Source organism: Variovorax sp. S12S4 (assembly GCF_023195515.1).
Lineage (GTDB): Bacteria > Pseudomonadota > Gammaproteobacteria > Burkholderiales > Burkholderiaceae_C > Variovorax.
Genome location: NZ_JALPKR020000002.1, coordinates 2,374,692 through 2,394,599 on the forward strand (window position 1 = coordinate 2,374,692; position 19,908 = coordinate 2,394,599).

The 19,908-nt window shown below is 64.1% G+C and carries 15 protein-coding genes and 2 tRNA genes; all 17 read left to right on the forward strand.

Translation table 11 applies throughout. The annotated features are described in order from the left end of the window. Positions 1 to 2: 2 nt before the first annotated feature. On the forward strand, positions 3 to 1,196 hold the full coding sequence (gene tuf / locus M0765_RS11675) for an elongation factor Tu (RefSeq protein ID WP_012745744.1): 1,194 nt from the start codon (positions 3 to 5) through the stop codon (positions 1,194 to 1,196). A 21-nt stretch (positions 1,197 to 1,217) separates the two neighbouring features. Then, positions 1,218 to 1,293: transfer RNA gene (locus M0765_RS11680), tRNA-Trp, on the forward strand. 105 nt (positions 1,294 to 1,398) lie between these two features. Further along, positions 1,399 to 1,782: a preprotein translocase subunit SecE gene (gene secE / locus M0765_RS11685; RefSeq protein ID WP_126749933.1), complete on the forward strand. Its 384-nt coding sequence runs from the start codon at positions 1,399 to 1,401 to the stop codon at positions 1,780 to 1,782. Continuing rightward, the gene (gene nusG / locus M0765_RS11690) at positions 1,783 to 2,394 is read left to right on the forward strand and encodes a transcription termination/antitermination protein NusG (RefSeq protein WP_126749934.1); all 612 of its coding nucleotides are present in this window, start codon (positions 1,783 to 1,785) and stop codon (positions 2,392 to 2,394) included. Between the two features lie 136 nt (positions 2,395 to 2,530). Continuing rightward, on the forward strand, positions 2,531 to 2,962 hold the full coding sequence (gene rplK / locus M0765_RS11695) for a 50S ribosomal protein L11 (RefSeq protein ID WP_028258525.1): 432 nt from the start codon (positions 2,531 to 2,533) through the stop codon (positions 2,960 to 2,962). Continuing rightward, entirely contained in the window at positions 2,963 to 3,661 is a 699-nt protein-coding gene (rplA, locus tag M0765_RS11700) for a 50S ribosomal protein L1 (RefSeq protein ID WP_258503825.1), read from the forward strand. 246 nt (positions 3,662 to 3,907) lie between these two features. After that, positions 3,908 to 4,441 carry a 50S ribosomal protein L10 gene (gene rplJ, locus M0765_RS11705; protein ID WP_126749936.1) on the forward strand — a complete coding sequence of 178 codons (534 nt, stop codon included), beginning with the start codon at positions 3,908 to 3,910 and terminating at the stop codon, positions 4,439 to 4,441. Between the two features lie 43 nt (positions 4,442 to 4,484). Continuing rightward, positions 4,485 to 4,862, forward strand: a complete 378-nt coding sequence (gene rplL / locus M0765_RS11710) for a 50S ribosomal protein L7/L12 (protein ID WP_258503826.1) — start codon at positions 4,485 to 4,487, stop codon at positions 4,860 to 4,862. 252 nt (positions 4,863 to 5,114) lie between these two features. Next, a complete protein-coding gene (gene rpoB / locus M0765_RS11715) occupies positions 5,115 to 9,239 on the forward strand; it encodes a DNA-directed RNA polymerase subunit beta (RefSeq protein ID WP_126749938.1) in 4,125 nt (1,374 codons plus the stop codon). A 21-nt stretch (positions 9,240 to 9,260) separates the two neighbouring features. Continuing rightward, positions 9,261 to 13,490, forward strand: coding sequence for a DNA-directed RNA polymerase subunit beta' (rpoC, locus tag M0765_RS11720; protein ID WP_258503827.1), 4,230 nt, complete (start codon positions 9,261 to 9,263; stop codon positions 13,488 to 13,490). A gap of 99 nt (positions 13,491 to 13,589) precedes the next feature. Then, positions 13,590 to 14,033: a lema family protein gene (locus M0765_RS11725; protein ID WP_258503828.1), complete on the forward strand. Its 444-nt coding sequence runs from the start codon at positions 13,590 to 13,592 to the stop codon at positions 14,031 to 14,033. Continuing rightward, entirely contained in the window at positions 14,023 to 14,211 is a 189-nt protein-coding gene (locus M0765_RS11730) for a LemA family protein (RefSeq protein ID WP_258503829.1), read from the forward strand. The genes M0765_RS11725 and M0765_RS11730 overlap by 11 nt, the downstream gene beginning before the upstream one ends. 127 nt (positions 14,212 to 14,338) lie before the next feature. Further along, on the forward strand, positions 14,339 to 15,667 hold the full coding sequence (rsmB, locus tag M0765_RS11735; RefSeq protein WP_258508232.1) for a 16S rRNA (cytosine(967)-C(5))-methyltransferase RsmB: 1,329 nt from the start codon (positions 14,339 to 14,341) through the stop codon (positions 15,665 to 15,667). A gap of 28 nt (positions 15,668 to 15,695) precedes the next feature. After that, positions 15,696 to 16,301, forward strand: coding sequence for a DUF4390 domain-containing protein (locus M0765_RS11740; RefSeq protein ID WP_258503830.1), 606 nt, complete (start codon positions 15,696 to 15,698; stop codon positions 16,299 to 16,301). Further along, entirely contained in the window at positions 16,298 to 18,628 is a 2,331-nt protein-coding gene (locus M0765_RS11745; RefSeq protein WP_258503831.1) for a sensor histidine kinase, read from the forward strand. The genes M0765_RS11740 and M0765_RS11745 overlap by 4 nt, the downstream gene beginning before the upstream one ends. 92 nt (positions 18,629 to 18,720) lie before the next feature. Further along, positions 18,721 to 19,422: a response regulator gene (locus tag M0765_RS11750; protein WP_157611832.1), complete on the forward strand. Its 702-nt coding sequence runs from the start codon at positions 18,721 to 18,723 to the stop codon at positions 19,420 to 19,422. A gap of 18 nt (positions 19,423 to 19,440) precedes the next feature. Further along, positions 19,441 to 19,516: transfer RNA gene (locus tag M0765_RS11755), tRNA-Phe, on the forward strand. Positions 19,517 to 19,908 lie beyond the last annotated feature (392 nt).

The window sequence follows — 19,908 nt, forward strand, 5'->3', positions numbered from 1 at the left end:
AAATGGCAAAAGGTAAATTCACCCGCACCAAGCCGCACGTGAACGTGGGCACGATCGGTCACGTTGACCACGGCAAGACCACGCTGACGGCTGCGATCGCGACGGTGCTGTCGGCCAAGTTCGGCGGCGAAGCCAAGGCCTACGACCAGATCGACGCGGCGCCCGAAGAAAAGGCCCGCGGCATCACCATCAACACCGCCCACGTCGAGTACGAAACGGCCAACCGCCACTACGCCCACGTCGACTGCCCCGGCCACGCCGACTACGTCAAGAACATGATCACCGGCGCAGCCCAGATGGACGGCGCCATTCTCGTGTGCTCGGCCGCCGACGGCCCCATGCCCCAGACCCGCGAGCACATCCTGCTGGCGCGCCAGGTGGGTGTGGGCTACATCATCGTCTTCCTGAACAAGTGCGACATGGTCGACGACGCCGAACTGCTCGAGCTCGTCGAAATGGAAGTGCGCGAACTCCTCGACAAGTACGAGTTCCCTGGCGACGACACCCCCATCATCCACGGCTCGGCCAAGCTCGCCCTCGAAGGCGACAAGGGCAAGCTCGGTGAAGAAGCCATCATGAAGCTGGCCGAAGCCCTCGACACCTACATCCCGACGCCCGAGCGCGCCGTGGACGGCACCTTCCTGATGCCCGTCGAAGACGTGTTCTCGATCTCCGGCCGCGGCACCGTCGTGACCGGCGCCGTCGAGCGCGGCGTGATCAAGGTCGGCGAGGAAATCGAGATCGTCGGCATCCGCCCGACCGTCAAGACCACCTGCACCGGCGTGGAAATGTTCCGCAAGCTGCTGGACCAAGGTCAAGCGGGCGACAACGTCGGCGTGCTGCTGCGCGGCACCAAGCGCGAAGAAGTCGAGCGCGGCCAAGTGCTGTGCAAGCCCGGCTCCATCAAGCCGCACACGCACTTCACCGCCGAGGTGTACGTGCTGTCCAAGGACGAAGGTGGCCGTCACACGCCGTTCTTCAACAACTACCGTCCGCAGTTCTACTTCCGCACGACGGACGTGACCGGCGCGATCGAGCTGCCCAAGGACAAGGAAATGGTCATGCCTGGCGACAACGTCAGCATCACCGTGAAGCTGATCAACCCGATCGCGATGGAAGAAGGCCTGCGCTTCGCCATCCGTGAGGGCGGCCGCACCGTGGGTTCGGGCGTCGTGGCAAAGATCCTCGACATCTAAGCCGAGCGCAAAGAGTACCGGAGGGGTATAGCTCAATTGGCAGAGCGTCGGTCTCCAAAACCGAAGGTTGTAGGTTCGATTCCTACTGCCCCTGCCACCTAGGTGGCACCCCGAAAAAAGCCCATCGCAACCCGATGGGCTTCGGCGTCTCAAGAAGACGCATTGAATTGAAGGCCGGAAGGCCGCAGGAAATCAGCCAAACATGGCCACTTCTCAAATCGAAACCGTGAGCACGGGCGCCGACAAGGCCAAATTGGCTGTGTCGGTGCTGCTGGCAGTGGGCGCCATCGTGGCGTTCTATCTGCTCGCGCGCCAGGGCTCGCTGGTGCAATGGGCTGCGCTGCTGGTCGGCCTGGCCGCGGCTGTGGGCGCGTTCGGCAGTTCGGAGAATGGCCGCCAGTTGTGGGCTTTTGGCCGCGACTCGTGGCGCGAGGTCAAGAAGGTCGTCTGGCCGGCCCGCAAAGAAGCAATGCAGATGACGGCCTACGTGTTTGCCTTCGTGGCAGTCATGTCCGTCTTCCTCTGGCTCACCGACAAGACGCTCGAATGGGTGTTTTTCGACCTCATTCTGGGCTGGAGAAAATAAATGACTGACGACGCTGTTGAAACCACGCCGAGCAGCCCGGAAGAAGAAAACACCTCCGTGCTGGCTCCCGCCGCCAACCCTGATTTGCGTTGGTACGTGGTGCATGCCTATTCGGGCATGGAAAAGGCCGTCGAACGCAACATCACCGAGCGCATCAACCGCGCCGGCATGCAGGACAAGTTCGGCCGTATCCTGGTTCCGACCGAAGAAGTGGTCGAAATCAAGAACGGCCAGAAGCGCACCACCGAGCGCCGCTTCTTCCCGGGCTATGTGCTGGTCGAAATGATCATGGACGACGAGAGCTGGCACCTGGTGAAGCACACCAACAAGGTGACGGGTTTTGTCGGCGGCGCCAAGAACCGCCCGGCCCCGATCTCGCAGAAGGAGGTCGAGGACATCGTCAGCCAGATGCAGCAAGGCACCGAGAAGCCGCGCCACAAGGTCGAGTTCACCGTGGGTGAGTTCGTGCGCGTCAAGGAAGGCCCGTTCACCGACTTCAACGGCACCGTTGAAGACGTGAACTACGAAAAGAGCAAGGTCAGCGTGTCGGTCATGATTTTCGGCCGCGCGACGCCTGTGGAGCTCGAATTCGGCCAGGTCGAAAAGACCTGAGTCCCGCCGGTCTTCGGATCGGAACCATTTCCGGCTGCGCGTTGTCCGACTCGGCGCGCGGCCTTGATCGAAGAGTCGTTTAACCCCGGGGAGCCGAGGCGAGAGCCAAGGCGATATCACCCGCAAGGAGCAAAACATGGCGAAAAAAATCGTCGGCTTCGTCAAGCTGCAAGTGCCAGCTGGTAAGGCCAACCCATCACCACCCATCGGTCCCGCACTGGGCCAGCGTGGTTTGAACATCATGGAGTTCTGCAAGGCGTTCAATGCGCAAACGCAGAGCTACGAGCCGGGTCTGGCGCTGCCGGTGGTCATCACCGCGTTCGCCGACAAGAGCTTCACCTTCATCATCAAGTCGCCCCCGGCTGGCGTGCTGATCAAGAAGGCGATCAAGCTGGACAAGGGCTCGGCCCGTCCGCACACCGACAAGGTCGGCAAGATCACGCGCGCTCAGCTCGAAGAAATCGCCAAGACCAAGATGAAGGACCTGACGGCCGCCGATATGGACGCCGCGGTTCGCACCATCGCCGGTACTGCCCGCTCGATGGGCGTGAATGTGGAGGGCGTGTAAATGTCCAAGATCACCAAGAAGCAAAAAGCGCTCGCAGGCAAGGTCGACAGCAACAAGCTGTACCCGCTGGCTGACGCCATCGGCCTCGTGAAGGAAGCCGCCACCGCCAAGTTCGACGAATCGATCGACGTGGCCGTGCAGCTCGGCATCGACGCGAAGAAGTCTGACCAGGTCGTGCGTGGCGCCGTCGTGCTCCCCAACGGCACCGGCAAGACCAAGCGCGTGGCTGTGTTCGCCCAAGGCGCCAAGGCTGAAGAAGCCAAGGCCGCCGGCGCCGACATCGTCGGCATGGACGACCTCGCTGCAATGGTCAAGGCTGGCGACATGCCTTTCGACGTCGTGATTGCCGCCCCCGACGCGATGCGCGTGGTCGGTACGCTCGGCCAGATCCTCGGCCCGCGCGGCCTGATGCCCAACCCCAAGGTTGGCACCGTGACGCCGGACGTCGCCACGGCCGTGAAGAACGCCAAGGCTGGCCAGGTTCAGTTCCGCGTCGACAAGGCCGGTATCGTGCACGGCACGATCGGCCGCCGTTCGTTCGACACCGACAAGCTGCAGGGCAACCTCGCCGCGCTGATCGACGCTCTGGTCAAGGCCAAGCCGGCGACCAGCAAGGGCGTGTACCTGCGCAAGGTGGCTGTTTCGTCGACCATGGGTCTGGGTGTCCGCGTGGATACGCAAACCATCTCGGCGAGCTAAAGAGATTTGCCCGGCTCTGAAAAGAGCAGGGCGAATGTGGTGGGTCGCGGCAGCTTCGGTTGCCGCGAGCCATCCAAGACCGCTGGTGTGCAGGGCGCTGCACTTAATCGCCGGATCGATCCTTCCGGTATCCAGCGCAGATGGCGACCCCACTGCAAGGAATTTGATTTTTGTTCCTGACAGTTGGTCGCTGCATGAAGCGCGATCCGAGGCCCCGGCCGAAGGTCGCATTAAAAGGAGTAGACCTTGAGTCTGAATCGCAGTGAGAAAGAAGCGGTCATCAGTGATGTGACCAGCCTCGCCGCTAAAGCTCAAACGCTCGTGATGGCGGAATACCGTGGCATCACGGTTGCCGATATGACCAAACTGCGCACCGAAGCTCGCAGCAAGGGTGTGACTCTCAGCGTGTTGAAGAACACGCTGGCACGCCGTGCTGTTGCTGGTAGCGCATTCGAAGTCGTCGGTGACCAGATGACCGGTCCGCTGATCTACGGCTTTTCCGAAGACGCAGTGGCCGCCGCCAAGGTGGTGGCCGACTTCGCGAAGACCAACGACAAGTTGGTGATTCGCGGTGGCGCGTTTGGCGGCAAGGTCCTGGACGTCGAGGGCGTGAAGCAACTGGCCAACATCCCTTCCAAGGAAGTGCTGTTGTCGCAATTGCTGGGCTTGATGCAATCCCCGATCTCTCGTACCGCCCGCGTGCTCGCGGCGCTGGCCGAGAAGCGCGGTGGTGGCGAAGCTGCACCCGCCGATGCACCGGCAGAAGCGCAGGCCGCTTGAGCCTTGCGTTTGAAATATTCAACCCAATTGTTAGGAAACAAAAATGGCATTCGATAAAGACGCATTTCTGACCGCGCTCGACAGCATGACGGTCCTGGAACTCAACGACCTGGTGAAAGCCATCGAAGAGAAGTTCGGCGTGAGCGCCGCTGCAATGGCTGCCCCCGCCGGCGCTGGTGGTGGTGCTACCGCCGCTGCTGCCGAAGAGCAGACCGAGTTCAACGTCATGCTGATGGATGCAGGCGCGAACAAGGTTTCGGCCATCAAGGCCGTGCGCGAAATCACCGGCCTGGGCCTCAAGGAAGCCAAGGACCTGGTGGAAGCCGCTCCCAAGGCCGTCAAGGAAGGCCTGTCGAAGGCTGACGCTGAAGCCGCCAAGAAGAAGCTGGAAGAAGCTGGCGCCAAGGTGGAACTGAAGTAATTCAGACCCCCTAGAGGGCTGGAGGTGCCTGAAAAGGCCCTCCAGCCTTTGCCGCTTTCAGAGCGCACCCAAAAGACGCCGTCTCCATGCGTTTTTTGAGTGTCTTCTGACCCCGACTGCAGAAGACCCCTTGGTTCGGGCGATGTGCAACGCATCGCTGTCCGCCAACGGCTGGTAGTGGCCAGCCGCCAAGCAGTAGTGCCGCTCGGCATTGCTGACAAGTCGCTGAAGATCTCAAGCTCCGGAGCTCTCATGGCCCAATCGTCCGCGTACAGTTACACCGAACGCAAGCGCATCCGAAAAAGTTTCGGTAACCGCGACAGCGTCGTCGAAATCCCCTACCTGCTGCAGATGCAGAAAGACGCGTACACCGCGTTCCTGCAAGCCGGCATTCCGCCCAAACAACGCACCGTCGAAGGCCTGCAGGCCGCGTTCGACGCAGCCTTCCCGATCGTCTCGCACAATGGTTTTGTCGAGATGAAGTTCCTCGAGTACAACCTCGCGAAGCCGGCTTTCGACGTGCGCGAATGCCAGACCCGCGGTCTGACGTTCGCCTCGGCCGTGCGCGCCAAGGTGCAGCTCATCATCTATGACCGCGAGTCGTCGACGTCGCAGTCGAAGGTGGTCAAGGAAGTGAAGGAACAAGAGGTCTACATGGGCGAAGTGCCGCTCATGACCGAAAAGGGCTCGTTCATCATCAACGGCACCGAGCGCGTGATCGTCTCGCAGCTGCACCGTTCGCCCGGCGTGTTCTTCGAACACGACAAGGGCAAGACGCACAGCTCGGGCAAGCTGCTGTTCTCGGCCCGCGTGATTCCCTACCGCGGCTCGTGGCTCGACTTCGAGTTCGACCCGAAGGACATGCTGTACTTCCGCGTCGACCGTCGCCGCAAGATGCCCGTGACGATCCTGCTGAAGGCCATCGGCCTGAACCCGGAATCGATCCTCGCGAACTTCTTCGTGAACGACAACTTCCGCCTGATGGACAGCGGTGCGCAGATGGAATTCGTTCCCGAGCGCCTGCGCGGCGAAGTCGCGCGCTTCGACATCACCGACAAGTCGGGCAAGGTCGTGGTCGCCAAGGACAAGCGCGTGACCGCGCGCCACACGCGTGAACTCGAGCAGTCGGGCACCACGCACATCAGCGTGCCGGAAGACTTCCTGGTCGGCCGCGTCATCGCGCGCAACATCGTCGACGCCGATTCCGGCGAAATCCTGGCCAAGGCCAACGACGAGCTGACCGAAGCGCTGCTGAAGAAGCTGCGCACGGCCGGCGTGCAAGACATCCAGGTGATCTACACCAACGAACTCGACCAGGGCGCGTACATCTCGCAAACCCTGCGCATCGACGAAACGGTGGACGAGTTTGCAGCGCGCGTGGCCATCTACCGCATGATGCGCCCCGGCGAGCCGCCGACGGAAGACGCCGTGCAGGCGCTGTTTCAGCGCCTGTTCTACAACCCGGACACGTACGACCTGTCGCGCGTCGGCCGCATGAAGTTCAACGCCAAGGTCGGCCGCGACGAATCGACCGGCCCGATGGTGCTGACCAACGAAGACATCCTGGCCGTGGTCAAGATCCTCGTTGACCTGCGCAACGGCAACGGCGAAGTCGACGACATCGACCACCTGGGCAACCGCCGCGTGCGCTGCGTCGGCGAGCTGGCCGAAAACCAGTACCGCACCGGCCTCGCCCGTATCGAGAAGGCCGTGAAGGAACGTCTGGGCCAGGCCGAGCAAGAGCCGCTGATGCCGCACGACCTGATCAACAGCAAGCCGATCTCGGCCGCGCTGAAGGAATTCTTCGGTGCCTCGCAGCTGTCGCAGTTCATGGACCAGACGAACCCGCTGTCCGAAATCACCCACAAGCGCCGCGTGTCGGCCCTTGGCCCGGGTGGTCTGACGCGTGAACGTGCAGGCTTCGAAGTGCGCGACGTGCACGTGACCCATTACGGCCGCGTGTGCCCGATCGAAACGCCTGAAGGCCCGAACATCGGCCTGATCAACTCGCTGGCCCTGTACGCCCGTCTGAACGAATACGGCTTCATCGAGACGCCGTACCGCCGCGTGGTGGATGGCAAGGTCACGATGGATATCGACTACCTGTCGGCCATCGAAGAAGGCAAGTACGTCATTGCCCAGGCCAATGCGGTGCTGGATAAGGACGGCAAGCTGATCGGCGACCTGGTCTCCGCGCGTGAAGCCGGCGAATCGATCCTGGTGGGCGCAGAGCGCGTCCAGTACATGGACGTGTCGCCCGCGCAGATCGTGTCGGTGGCCGCCTCGCTCGTGCCGTTCCTCGAGCACGACGATGCGAACCGCGCGCTGATGGGCGCCAACATGCAGCGCCAGGCCGTGCCTGTGCTGCGCCCTGAAAAGCCGATCGTCGGTACCGGTATCGAGCGCGTTTCCGCGGTCGACTCGGGTACCGTGGTCACGGCCACCCGTGGCGGTATCGTCGATTACGTCGACGCGACCCGCATCGTGGTGCGCGTGAACGACGCCGAAGCGGCTGCAGGTGAAGTCGGTGTGGACATCTACAACCTGATCAAGTATCAGCGTTCGAACCAGAACACCAACATCCACCAGCGTCCGATCGTCAAGCGCGGCGACAAGATCGCCAAGGGCGACGTGGTGGCCGACGGCGCATCGACCGACCTCGGCGAACTGGCTCTCGGCCAGAACATGCTGATCGCGTTCATGCCCTGGAACGGCTACAACTTCGAAGACTCGATCCTGATCTCGGAACGCGTCGTCGCGGAAGACCGCTACACCTCGATCCACATCGAGGAACTGGTGGTGATGGCTCGCGACACCAAGCTGGGTGCCGAAGAAATCACGCGCGACATTCCGAACCTGGCCGAGCAGCAGCTCAACCGCCTCGACGAATCCGGCATCATCTATGTCGGCGCCGAAGTGCAGCCGGGCGACACGCTGGTGGGCAAGGTCACGCCGAAGGGCGAGACCACGCTCACGCCTGAAGAGAAGCTGCTTCGCGCCATCTTCGGCGAGAAGGCTTCCGACGTGAAAGACACCTCGCTGCGCGTGGACCAGGGCTCGCAAGGCACCGTGATCGACGTGCAGGTGTTCACCCGCGAAGGCATCACGCGCGACAAGCGCGCCCAGCAGATCATCGACGACGAGCTCAAGCGCTTCCGCCTCGACCTGAACGACCAGCTTCGCATCGTCGAAGCCGACGCGTTCGACCGTATCGAGAAGCTGCTGACCGGCAAGGTTGCCAACGGCGGCCCGAACAAGCTGGCCAAGGGCACCAAGCTCGACAAGGCTTACCTGTCATCGGTCGAGAAGTTCCACTGGTTCGACATCCGTCCGGCGGACGACGAAGTGGCAACGCAGCTCGAGTCGATCAAGAACTCGCTGGAGCAGACGCGCCACAGCTTCGACCTCGCGTTCGAAGAAAAGCGCAAGAAGCTCACGCAGGGCGACGAGCTGCCCGCGGGCGTGCTCAAGATGGTCAAGGTCTACCTGGCCGTCAAGCGCCGCCTGCAGCCCGGCGACAAGATGGCCGGCCGCCACGGCAACAAGGGTGTGGTGTCGAAGATCGTTCCGGTCGAAGACATGCCTCACATGGCCGACGGCACGCCGTGCGACATCTGCCTGAATCCGCTGGGCGTGCCTTCGCGGATGAACGTGGGCCAGGTGCTCGAAGTGCACCTGGGCTGGGCCGGCAAGGGCATCGGCCAGCGCATCGGCGACCTGCTGCAGCAAGAGGCCAAGGTGGCCGAGCTGCGCAAGTTCATGGAGCAGCTGTACAACGGCTCGGGCCGCAAGGAAGACCTGAGCAAGCTGAGCGACACCGACGTGCTCGAAATGGCAGCCAACCTGCAGAGCGGCGCGACCTTCGCCACGCCGGTGTTCGACGGCGCCTCGGAAGAAGAAATCCGCGGCATGCTGAAGCTCGCCTACCCGGACGACATCGCCAAGCTCAAGGGCCTGACCGACACCCGTACCCAGGCGTACCTGTTCGACGGCCGCACCGGCGACCAGTTCGAGCGTCCCGTCACCGTCGGCTACATGCACTTCCTGAAGCTGCATCACCTGGTGGACGACAAGATGCACGCCCGTTCGACCGGCCCGTACTCGCTCGTCACGCAGCAACCGCTGGGCGGCAAGGCGCAATTCGGCGGCCAGCGTTTCGGTGAAATGGAAGTGTGGGCGCTGGAAGCTTACGGCGCCGCCTACGTCCTGCAGGAAATGCTGACCGTGAAGTCCGACGACGTGCAAGGCCGTACCAAGGTGTACGAAAGCATCGTCAAGGGCGAACACACGATCGAAGCCGGCATGCCGGAGTCGTTCAACGTGCTGGTCAAGGAAATCCGTTCGCTGGGTCTCGACATCGAGCTCGAGCGTTCGTAATCAGAAGAGGGAAAGAGTCACATGAAATCGCTACTCGACCTGTTCAAGCAGTTCACACCCGATGAGCATTTCGATGCCATCAAGATCGGCATGGCTTCGCCCGAGAAGATCCGTTCGTGGTCTTTCGGCGAGGTGAAGAAGCCTGAGACGATCAACTACCGCACGTTCAAGCCCGAGCGCGACGGTCTCTTCTGCGCAAAGATCTTCGGCCCCATCAAGGACTACGAGTGCCTGTGCGGCAAGTACAAGCGCCTGAAGCACCGCGGCGTGATCTGCGAGAAGTGCGGCGTTGAAGTCACGCAGACCAAGGTGCGCCGCGAGCGCATGGGCCACATCGACCTGGCCGCGCCCTGCGCGCACATCTGGTTCCTGAAGTCGCTGCCGTCGCGTCTGGGCCTCGTGCTCGACATGACCCTGCGCGACATCGAACGCGTGCTGTACTTCGAAGCCTACGTGATCACCGACCCCGGCATGACCCCGCTGAAGAAGTTCGGCATCATGTCCGAGGACGACTATGACGCGAAGCGCAAGGAATACGGCGACGAGTTCGTCGCCAAGATGGGCGCCGAGGGCATCAAGGACCTGCTCGAGGGCATCGAACTCGACAGCGAGATCGAACGCCTGCGCGGCGATCTGACCGGCTCCGAAGTCAAGGTCAAGAAGAACTCCAAGCGCCTGAAGGTGCTCGAGGCCTTCCGCAAGTCGGGCATCAAGCCCGAGTGGATGGTGCTCGACGTGCTGCCCGTGCTGCCGCCGGACCTGCGTCCGCTGGTGCCGCTGGACGGCGGCCGTTTTGCGACCTCCGACCTGAACGACCTGTACCGCCGCGTCATCAACCGCAATTCGCGCCTGCGCCGCCTGCTGGAGCTCAAGGCTCCGGAAATCATCGCGCGCAACGAAAAGCGGATGCTGCAAGAAGCGGTCGATTCGCTGCTGGACAACGGCCGCCGCGGCAAGGCCATGACGGGCGCCAACAAGCGCGCGCTCAAGTCGCTCGCCGACATGATCAAGGGCAAGAGCGGCCGCTTCCGCCAGAATCTGCTGGGCAAGCGCGTCGACTACTCGGGCCGTTCGGTCATCGTGGTGGGCCCGACGCTCAAGCTGCACCAGTGCGGCCTGCCCAAGCTGATGGCGCTCGAGCTGTTCAAGCCTTTCATCTTCTCGCGCCTCGAAGCCATGGGCATCGCGACCACGATCAAGGCTGCCAAGAAGGAAGTCGAATCCGGCACGCCGGTGGTCTGGGACATCCTGGAAGAAGTGATCAAGGAACACCCGGTCATGCTGAACCGTGCGCCTACGCTGCACCGTTTGGGCATCCAGGCGTTCGAGCCGATCCTGATCGAAGGCAAGGCCATCCAGCTGCACCCGCTGGTTTGCGCGGCGTTCAACGCCGACTTCGACGGCGACCAGATGGCCGTTCACGTGCCACTGTCCGTGGAAGCGCAAATGGAAGCCCGCACGCTGATGCTGGCCTCCAACAACGTGCTGTTCCCGGCTTCGGGCGAACCGTCGATCGTTCCTTCGCAGGACGTGGTGCTGGGTCTGTACTACACGACCCGCGACCGCATCAACGGCAAGGGCGAGGGCCTGATCTTCTCCGACATCGGTGAAGTGCAGCGCGCGCTCGACGCCAACGAAGTCGAACTGACCGCCAAGGTTGCCGTGCGCATCACGGAGTACACCAAGGACAAGGAAACGGGTGAATTCACTCCTTCCACGTCGCTGGTGGACACCACCGTGGGCCGCGCACTGCTGTCCGAGATCCTGCCAAAGGGCCTGCCGTTCTCGAACATCAACAAGGCGCTGAAGAAGAAGGAAATCTCCAAGCTCATCAACGTCTCGTTCCGCAAGTGCGGCCTGAAAGAGACCGTCGTGTTCGCCGACAAGCTGCTGCAAAACGGCTTCCGCCTGGCAACCAAGGCCGGTATCTCGATCGCGATCGACGACATGCTGGTGCCTGCTGAAAAGCACGGCATCATCGAGCGTTCCGCCAAGGAAGTGAAAGAGATCGAGCAGCAGTACGTCTCGGGTCTGGTGACCTCCGGCGAGCGCTACAACAAGGTGGTGGACATCTGGGGCAAGGCCGGCGACGAAGTGTCGAAGGTCATGATGTCCAAGCTGTCCAAGCAGAAGGTCATCGACCGCCACGGCAAGGAAGTGGAGCAGGAGTCCTTCAACTCCATCTACATGATGGCCGACTCCGGCGCCCGCGGTTCCGCAGCGCAGATTCGCCAGGTGGCCGGTATGCGTGGCCTGATGGCCAAGCCGGACGGCTCGATCATCGAGACGCCCATTACCGCGAACTTCCGCGAAGGCCTGAACGTGCTGGAGTACTTCATCTCCACCCACGGTGCCCGTAAGGGTCTGGCCGACACGGCACTGAAGACCGCGAACTCGGGTTACCTGACCCGTCGTCTGGTCGATGTGACGCAAGACCTGGTGGTGACCGAGCAGGACTGCGGCACGCACGGCGGCTACCTGATGCGCGCCATCGTCGAAGGCGGTGAAGTCATCGAATCGCTGCGCGACCGTATCCTCGGCCGCTCGGCTGCGGACGACGTGCTGCATCCGGAAAACCGTTCGGTGCTGCTCAAGGCCGGCGAGATGTTCGACGAAGACAACATCGAACTCCTCGAAGCCGAGGGTGTCGACGAAGTCAAGGTCCGCACCGCGTTGACCTGCGAAACCCGCTTCGGCATCTGCGCGACCTGCTACGGCCGCGACCTGGGCCGCGGCGGCCTGATCAACATCGGCGAAGCCGTCGGTGTGATCGCGGCGCAGTCGATCGGCGAACCCGGCACGCAGCTCACGATGCGTACGTTCCACATCGGTGGCGCGGCGTCGCGTGCGGCAGTGGCCTCGAGCGTCGAAGCCAAGTCCAACGGCACGATCGGCTTCAACGCCACGATGCGCTACGTGACCAACAGCAAGAACGAGCTGGTGGTGATTGCACGTTCGGGCGAGATCGTCATTCATGACGAACACGGCCGCGAGCGCGAGCGCCACAAGGTGCCGTACGGTGCAACCCTGGCCGTCAAGGCCGACCAGCAGATCAAGGCCGGCCATGTGCTTGCCAACTGGGATCCGCTGACGCGCCCGATCATCACCGAGTTCGCCGGCAAGACGCAGTTCGAAAACGTCGAGGAAGGCCTCACGGTTGCGAAGCAGGTGGACGAAGTGACCGGTCTGTCGACCCTGGTCGTGATCGACCCGAAGCGCCGCGGCGCTGCCAAGGTCGTTCGCCCGCAGGTGAAGCTCATCGACGCCTCCGGCGCCGAAGTGAAGATCCCGGGTACCGACCACTCGGTGACGATCGGCTTCCCGATCGGCGCCCTGGTGCAGGTGCGTGACGGCCAGGACGTGGGCCCCGGCGAAGTGCTGGCGCGCATTCCGGTCGAAGGCCAGAAGACGCGCGACATTACCGGCGGTCTGCCGCGTGTTGCCGAGCTCTTCGAAGCCCGCTCGCCGAAGGACAAGGGCATGCTGGCCGAAATGACCGGTACCGTGTCGTTCGGCAAGGAGACCAAGGGCAAGATTCGCCTGCAGATCACCGATCCGGAAGGCACGGTCTGGGAAGACCTCGTGCCGAAGGAAAAGAACATCCTGGTGCACGAAGGCCAGGTGGTGAACAAGGGCGAAAGCGTGGTCGACGGTCCGGCGGACCCGCAGGACATCCTGCGCCTGCTGGGTTCGGAAGAACTCGCGCGCTACATCGTGGACGAAGTGCAGGACGTGTACCGCTTGCAAGGTGTGAAGATCAACGACAAGCACATCGAGGTGATCGTTCGCCAGATGCTGCGCCGCGTCGTGGTCGACAACATCGGCGACACGAGCTACATCTCCGGCGAACAGGTCGAACGCAGCGAAATGCTCAACACCAACGACGCCCTGCGCGCCGAAGGCAAGATCCCCGCGACGTTCACCAACCTGCTGCTGGGTATCACGAAGGCATCGCTCTCGACCGACTCGTTCATCTCTGCCGCTTCGTTCCAGGAAACGACGCGCGTGCTGACCGAAGCCGCGATCATGGGCAAGCGCGACGAACTGCGCGGCTTGAAGGAAAACGTCATCGTCGGCCGCCTGATTCCCGCAGGCACCGGCATGGCTTACCACCAGGCCCGCAAGGTCAAGGACCAGATGGACGAGGCCGAGCGCCGCGCCATCGCCGAATCGGAAGCTGCAGAGCTGGCCGGTTCGACCAGCGATGTCGACAGCACGGCCGACGCCAGCGAAGGCGCCGCGTCCGAATAAACGGCTAGCATCACCGGTCATGACCGGTATCCGACGCCCCCCGACCGCTTCCGGTTGGGGGGCGTTTTTCTTTGAGCTTTCCATGAGACGTTTTTGTCGATGAGCGTATTGCCCGACTCGCTGGCCGGCTGGATCGCCACCGCGGTGCTGTTGTTCTGGTTCGTGGGCGCCTACAACCGGCTGGTGCGCCTGCGCGCGGCCGTGCTCCAGGCCTATGCCACGCTCGACGCGGCGCTGCGAAAGCAGCTCGACTTCGTTCAGGCCAGCATCACGGCCACGGCGCAGAAGGACGCGCCGCCGGACAGCCTGTCTTCGTCGGTGGCGCCGCTGCAGGCCGCCACCACCCAGCTTGCCTCGGTACTCGGTGCAACCCGGCTGCGTCCGCTGGACCCGGGTGCCATGGCCGCGCTGGCCACGGCGCTGCAGGTGCTGATCAACGCATGGCAGCGCCAGCATCCGGACGCAGCGGTCACCGTGTTCGATGCGGACGGCACGCTCTCGCGGCCCGCGCCGCTGCTGTCGGCCGGAATCGGTGCGCGCTGAGGTCGCACTGCCCGGTGCGGTCGAGCCCATGGCATGGCCCGAGCCTTCGGCCTCGGCGGAAATTGCGCGCAGCCAGTTCAACGTGGCGGTAGGCCAGTACAACGCCGCAATCGTCCAGTTCCCGGCCTTGCTGGTGGCATGGTTGGTGCGTTTGCGTCCTGCCGCGCCTCTGCTCTGAGGCCGGCTGCGCGAAGTCGTATTTTTTTCTTAGAGCCTGTGCGGCGCTGTGCGTCACGCGGGCCCGTTACCATCGCCCCAACTTGCCAGAACTATCTTCCGATCATCCAGGCGGCAGCGCCCCGCTGCTGCAACCGCCGTTGTGGCGCCAACTGCAATTGACAGCGGTGGCGCTCGCGTCGATTCGCGCCGGCAGCTCGGGCACCGTCGCCTTCGAATCCGTGGAGCCCGCCATGCGCCCCGGCGTGCAGGCGCTCGGCTTTCAGGTGCTGCGCTGGCTCGGCCGCGCCGAAGCCCTACGCCGCCACCTGGCCAAGCGCACGCCGCCGCCGCTGCCCGACGCCTTGCTGTGCACCGCGCTGGCGCTGGCCTGGGATGCGCAGCATGCGCCGTACGAACCCTTCACCCTGGTCGACCAGGCCGTGGAGGCCGCCAAGCGCAACCCGGCCACGCGTGCGCAGGCGAGCTTCATCAACGCCTGCCTGCGCCGCTTTCTGCGGGAGCGCGACGAGCTCGTGGCTGCGACCGACCATGAGCCGGTGGCGCAGTGGAACCATCCGCGCTGGTGGATCGAGCGGCTCAAGCGCGACCATCCGCGCGACTGGCAGCGCGTGCTCACCGCCGACAACGCACACGCGCCGATGACCCTGCGCGTGAATGTGCAGAAGACCACCGTTCCTGCCTATCAGCTGGCGCTCGAAGCGATCGGCCTGGAGTCCGTTCGCGTAGGGGCGTCCGGCCTGCAACTGGCGCGTGCCCGGCCGGTGCAGCAACTGCCCGGCTTTGCCGACGGTGATTGCTCGGTGCAGGATGCCGCTGCGCAAATGGCGGCGCCGCTGTTGCTCGAAGGCCTGCTGCCCACCGACGGCACTGCGCCGCTGCGAGTGCTCGATGCCTGCGCCGCTCCGGGCGGCAAGACGGCCCACCTGCTCGAGGTGGGCGGCCCCGGCGCCATCGAGGTCACGGCTCTTGAGGTGGACCCTGTTCGCAGCCGCCGCATCGACGAGACCCTGAGCCGGCTTGGACTGACCGCTAAAGTAGTAGTGGCCGATGCCGCGCGCCCCTCCGCGTGGTGGGACGGCAGGCCCTTCGACGCCATCCTGCTCGATGCGCCCTGCACGGCCTCGGGCATTGTCCGGCGCCACCCCGACGTGCGCTGGCTGCGCCGCGAGAGCGACACGGGCCAGCTCGCGGTGCAGCAGGCCGCGCTGTTGGCGGCGCTCTGGCCCCTGGTTCGGCCCGGCGGCCGGCTGCTCTATTGCACCTGCTCGGTGTTCCGCGAAGAGGGTTCGCAACAAATCGATGCGTTTCTTGCGCACAACACCAACGCCCGATTGAAGGCATCGCCAGGCCATTTGCTCCCCCAAAGCGGGGCGAATGCCCGCGCCGTCCCGGACAATCCCTCAGGTGATCACGACGGCTTCTTCTACGCCCTGCTTGAAAAACGTCCCGGTTAAAACTTGGGGTCGGCGCGGCTTGGCGCAGATGGCGGCGCTGCTGCTGGCGGTGGTGATGGTCACGCTGCTGGGCTGGCTGCCCCTGACCGCCGCGGCGCAAGGGCGCAGCGGCCCTTCGGTCACCCAGATGCGCCTCGAGCAAGCGGACGACGGCGTCTACCTCACGGCGGCCGTGCAATTCGAGCTGCCCTCGCTGGTCGAAGAGGTGCTCGACAAGGGCATTGCGATCTACTTCGTGGCCGAGGCCGAGGTCTTTCAGGAGCGCTGGTACTGGACCGACCGCAAGGTCGCCCAGGTCACGCGCCATATGCGGCTTGCCTACCAGCCGCTCACGCGCCGCTGGCGGCTCAACGTGTCGCCGGTGCCGATCACCGGCACGGCCGGGTTCGGCGTTTCGCTGAACCAGAACTTCGACAGCCTTTCCGACGCCATGGACGCCGTCAAGCGCGTCGGCCGGCTGCGGCTGGGCGATGTGTCCGACATCGGCGACGAAGCGCAGCACCAAGTCGTGTTCCGCTTCCGGCTCGACACCTCGCAGCTGCCGCGCCCGTTCCAGATCGGCGTGGTCGGGCAGGCGGACTGGAACATCGTCGCCGAGCGCAGCGCCAAGCTGCCGCTGGAGAAGCAGCGGTGAGCACCAAACCGCGCAGCGGCGCAGCGGCCACACCCGCCGCTCGCCGCTCGCGCGCGGTCCGCTGGGCCGTGGGCGTGGGCGCCGCGCTGGTCACCGCCATTGGCCTGGTGCTGATGTTCCTGCTGGCCCAGGCCACCAACAACCGTGCGCTGTACGAGCGTTACTACGTGCGGCTCTTCGGCATCAACGTGGTGGTGGCGGTGCTGCTGGTGCTGGTCATCGGCTGGGTCGCTTTTCGCCTGCTGCGGCGGTTGCGCCAAGGCAAGTTCGGCAGCCGCCTTCTCATCAAGCTGGCCGCCATCTTCGCGCTGGTGGGCGTGGTGCCGGGTGCGCTGGTCTATGTGGTGTCTTATCAGTTCGTCGCGCGGTCGATCGAAAGCTGGTTCGATGTCAAGGTCGAGGGCGCGCTCGATGCCGGCCTCAATCTTGGCCGAGCCACGCTCGATTCGCTTTCCGACGACCTGGCCGCCAAGACCCGCGCGGCCAGCGCGCAGCTTGCACAAGTGCCCGATGCGAGCGCCGGCCTCGCCCTCGAGCGCATTCGCGACCAGCTGCAGGCCAGCGATGTGGTGCTCTGGACGGGCACCGGGCAGCTCATTGCAGGGGCAGGCACCTCGCGCTTTCAGCTGAACCCCGAGCGGCCGACCATCCAGCAATTGCGGCAAGTGCGCGCGGATCGGGCCATCGCCCATATCGAAGGTCTCGACGAAACCGCGGCGCCGGGTGCCAGCCTGCCGCCCGCCACGGTGCGCGCCATTGCCATGGTGCAACGCCCCGGGTTCGACTTCGACACTGCGCCGCGCTTTCTCCAGGTGACGCAGCCGCTGCCGCCGGCCGTGGTGGCCAATGCGCTTGCCGTGCAAGAGGCCAACCGCGAATACCAGGAGCGTGCCCTGGCTCGCGAGGGCTTGCGGCGCATGTACATCGGCACGCTCACGCTGAGCCTGTTCCTGGCCGTGTTCGGCGCCGTGTTGCTGGCGGTGCTGTTCGGCAACCAGTTGGCGCGGCCGCTGCTTGTGCTGGCGGAAGGCGTTCGCCAGGTGGCCGCCGGCGACTTGCGGCCGACCGCCGTGCTGCAAGGCAAGGACGAGCTTGGCGGCCTGACCCGCTCCTTCGCCGTCATGACCCAGCAGCTGGCCGATGCCCGCGGCGCGGTCGAAAAGACCATGGGCCAGCTCGACGCCGCCCGTGCCAACCTGCAGACCATTCTGGACAACCTGACTTCGGGCGTGATCGTGCTCGACGCCAAGGGCACCATCCTTTCGACCAACCCCGGCGCCACCCGCGTGCTGCGCGCGCCGCTGGCCGCCTACGAAGGGCAGCCCCTCGCGCAGGTGCCCGGCCTGGCCGACTTTGGCAACAGCGTGCAACAGCAGTTCGACGAATTCCAGGTCGAGCGCCTGCAGCACGGCCTCGACCACTGGCAGCATGCCTTCGAACTGCACGCCACCGGCACCGACCTGCCGCAGCAGGGCAGTGCCATCAACATCGTCGCCCGCGGCGCCGAGCTGCCCGGCGCCGCGCGGCTGCTGGTGTTCGACGACATCTCCGAAATCGTCTCGGCCCAGCGCGCACAAGCATGGGGCGAGGTCGCGCGCCGCCTGGCCCACGAAATCAAGAACCCGCTCACGCCCATCCAACTCTCCGCCGAACGGCTGGAGATGAAGCTATCGGGCAAGGTCGCGCCGCCCGAGCAGGCCGTGCTCGTCAAGTCGGTCAAGACCATCGTCGACCAGGTTGATGCAATGAAGCGGCTGGTCAATGAGTTCCGCGACTACGCCCGCCTGCCCGCGGCCGACCTCAAGCCCGTCGACCTGAACGCGCTGCTGACCGACGTGCTCCAGCTGTACAGCGCCGAGAACACGCCCATTGCGCTGCGCTCCGAGCTGGACGAGCGCTGCCCGCCCATTCGCGGCGATGCGCAGCAGATCCGCCAGGTCATTCACAACCTGCTGCAAAACGCCCAGGACGCCGCCGAGGCCGCCGCCAGTACCAGCGGCAGGGCAGGCGAGGTCGTCATTCGCACGCGCCTGGGCGATTCGGGCCAGCGCGTGCGCCTGACCGTGCAGGACAGCGGCCCCGGTTTTGCCGAGAACATTCTCAAGCGCGCCTTCGAGCCCTACGTCACCACGAAAACAAAAGGTACTGGTTTGGGGCTGGCCGTGGTCAAGAAGATCGCGGACGAGCACGGCGCCCGCATCGAGCTTTCCAACCGCGTTGTCGATGGGGCTGTAGCGGGGGCGCAAGTCTCGCTATCATTCGCGCTGGCAGGCGAGTCGCAAACAGCGGTCGCTCACACCGAAGATTCGAAGTCTTCCGCCGCCTGAGCGCGAAAGAAATCCATTGCGCTCAGTCGATGGATCGGCTGGCGGACCATACACACCATTGCAGACACCGGCGCATACAACAAGCAGCACTCATGGCAAACATTCTCGTGGTCGATGACGAGCTGGGCATTAGGGACCTGCTCTTCGAAATTCTCAATGACGAAGGCCACAACGTGGAGCTCGCGGAAAACGCCGCCGAAGCACGCGCAGCCCGGCAGCGCGCACGGCCCGATCTCGTGCTGCTCGACATCTGGATGCCCGACACCGACGGCGTCACGCTGCTCAAGGAATGGTCCACGGCCGGCCTGCTGAGCATGCCCGTCATCATGATGAGCGGCCACGCCACCATCGACACCGCAGTGGACGCCACCCGCATCGGCGCCTTCGCGTTCCTCGAAAAGCCCATCACCCTGCAAAAGCTGCTCAAGGCCGTGGAGCAGGGCCTCGCCCGCGAAAGCGCCCGGCGCGCGGCCGCCGGCGTCGTGCCGCCGGCCACGGGTGTCAACCCGGCGGCGGCCATCACCACCACAGGCGACAGCCTGCTGCTTGCCTCGCTGGCTTCAGTGCCCGTTCCCGATGCCGGCCCGCAGTCGACCCAGAGCTTCGACCTGGACCGCCCGTTGCGCGATGCACGCGACGGTTTCGAGAAGGCCTATTTCGAATTCCATCTGGCCATGGAGAACGGCTCCATGACCCGCGTTGCCGAGAAGACCGGGCTGGAACGCACCCATCTTTATCGCAAGCTCAAACAACTTGGCGTCGATCTTTCGAGAGGCCGCAGAAGCGCTGTATAATTTAAGGCTGCACACCAAGGCCCGGTAGCTCAGTTGGTAGAGCAGCGGATTGAAAATCCGCGTGTCGGTGGTTCGATTCCGCCCCAGGCCACCAATATTCAGCGCCCAACTGTTCTCAGTTGGGCGTTTTCGCTTCAGATCCCGCAGGACACGCGGGTTCGCACGCGTTCTGCCTGTACCAAGGGCTAAGTTGGCGCCCCCGGGACTTCACGAGCGCGCTGCGGGCATGCAACGGACTCTCGTACTTCGGCTTCCCTTTGTTCGCGGCCCTCACTTTGAACAGGTTGATCGGCTTGTGTCGCTCTCCTGACCTGCGCACTTCATGATCCGATCGCCATCCGTCTCAGTGCCGTGAACGACCAGAGTGCGCTGAAGAAGGCTGCCTGACCACCCGTGCATCTGATCGGCCCGTGGGGGCAGTCGTCCCTAATCTTGCTGTGTCACAAATGACATAATTCGATCTTCTCGATTTCGTGTCGGAGGATC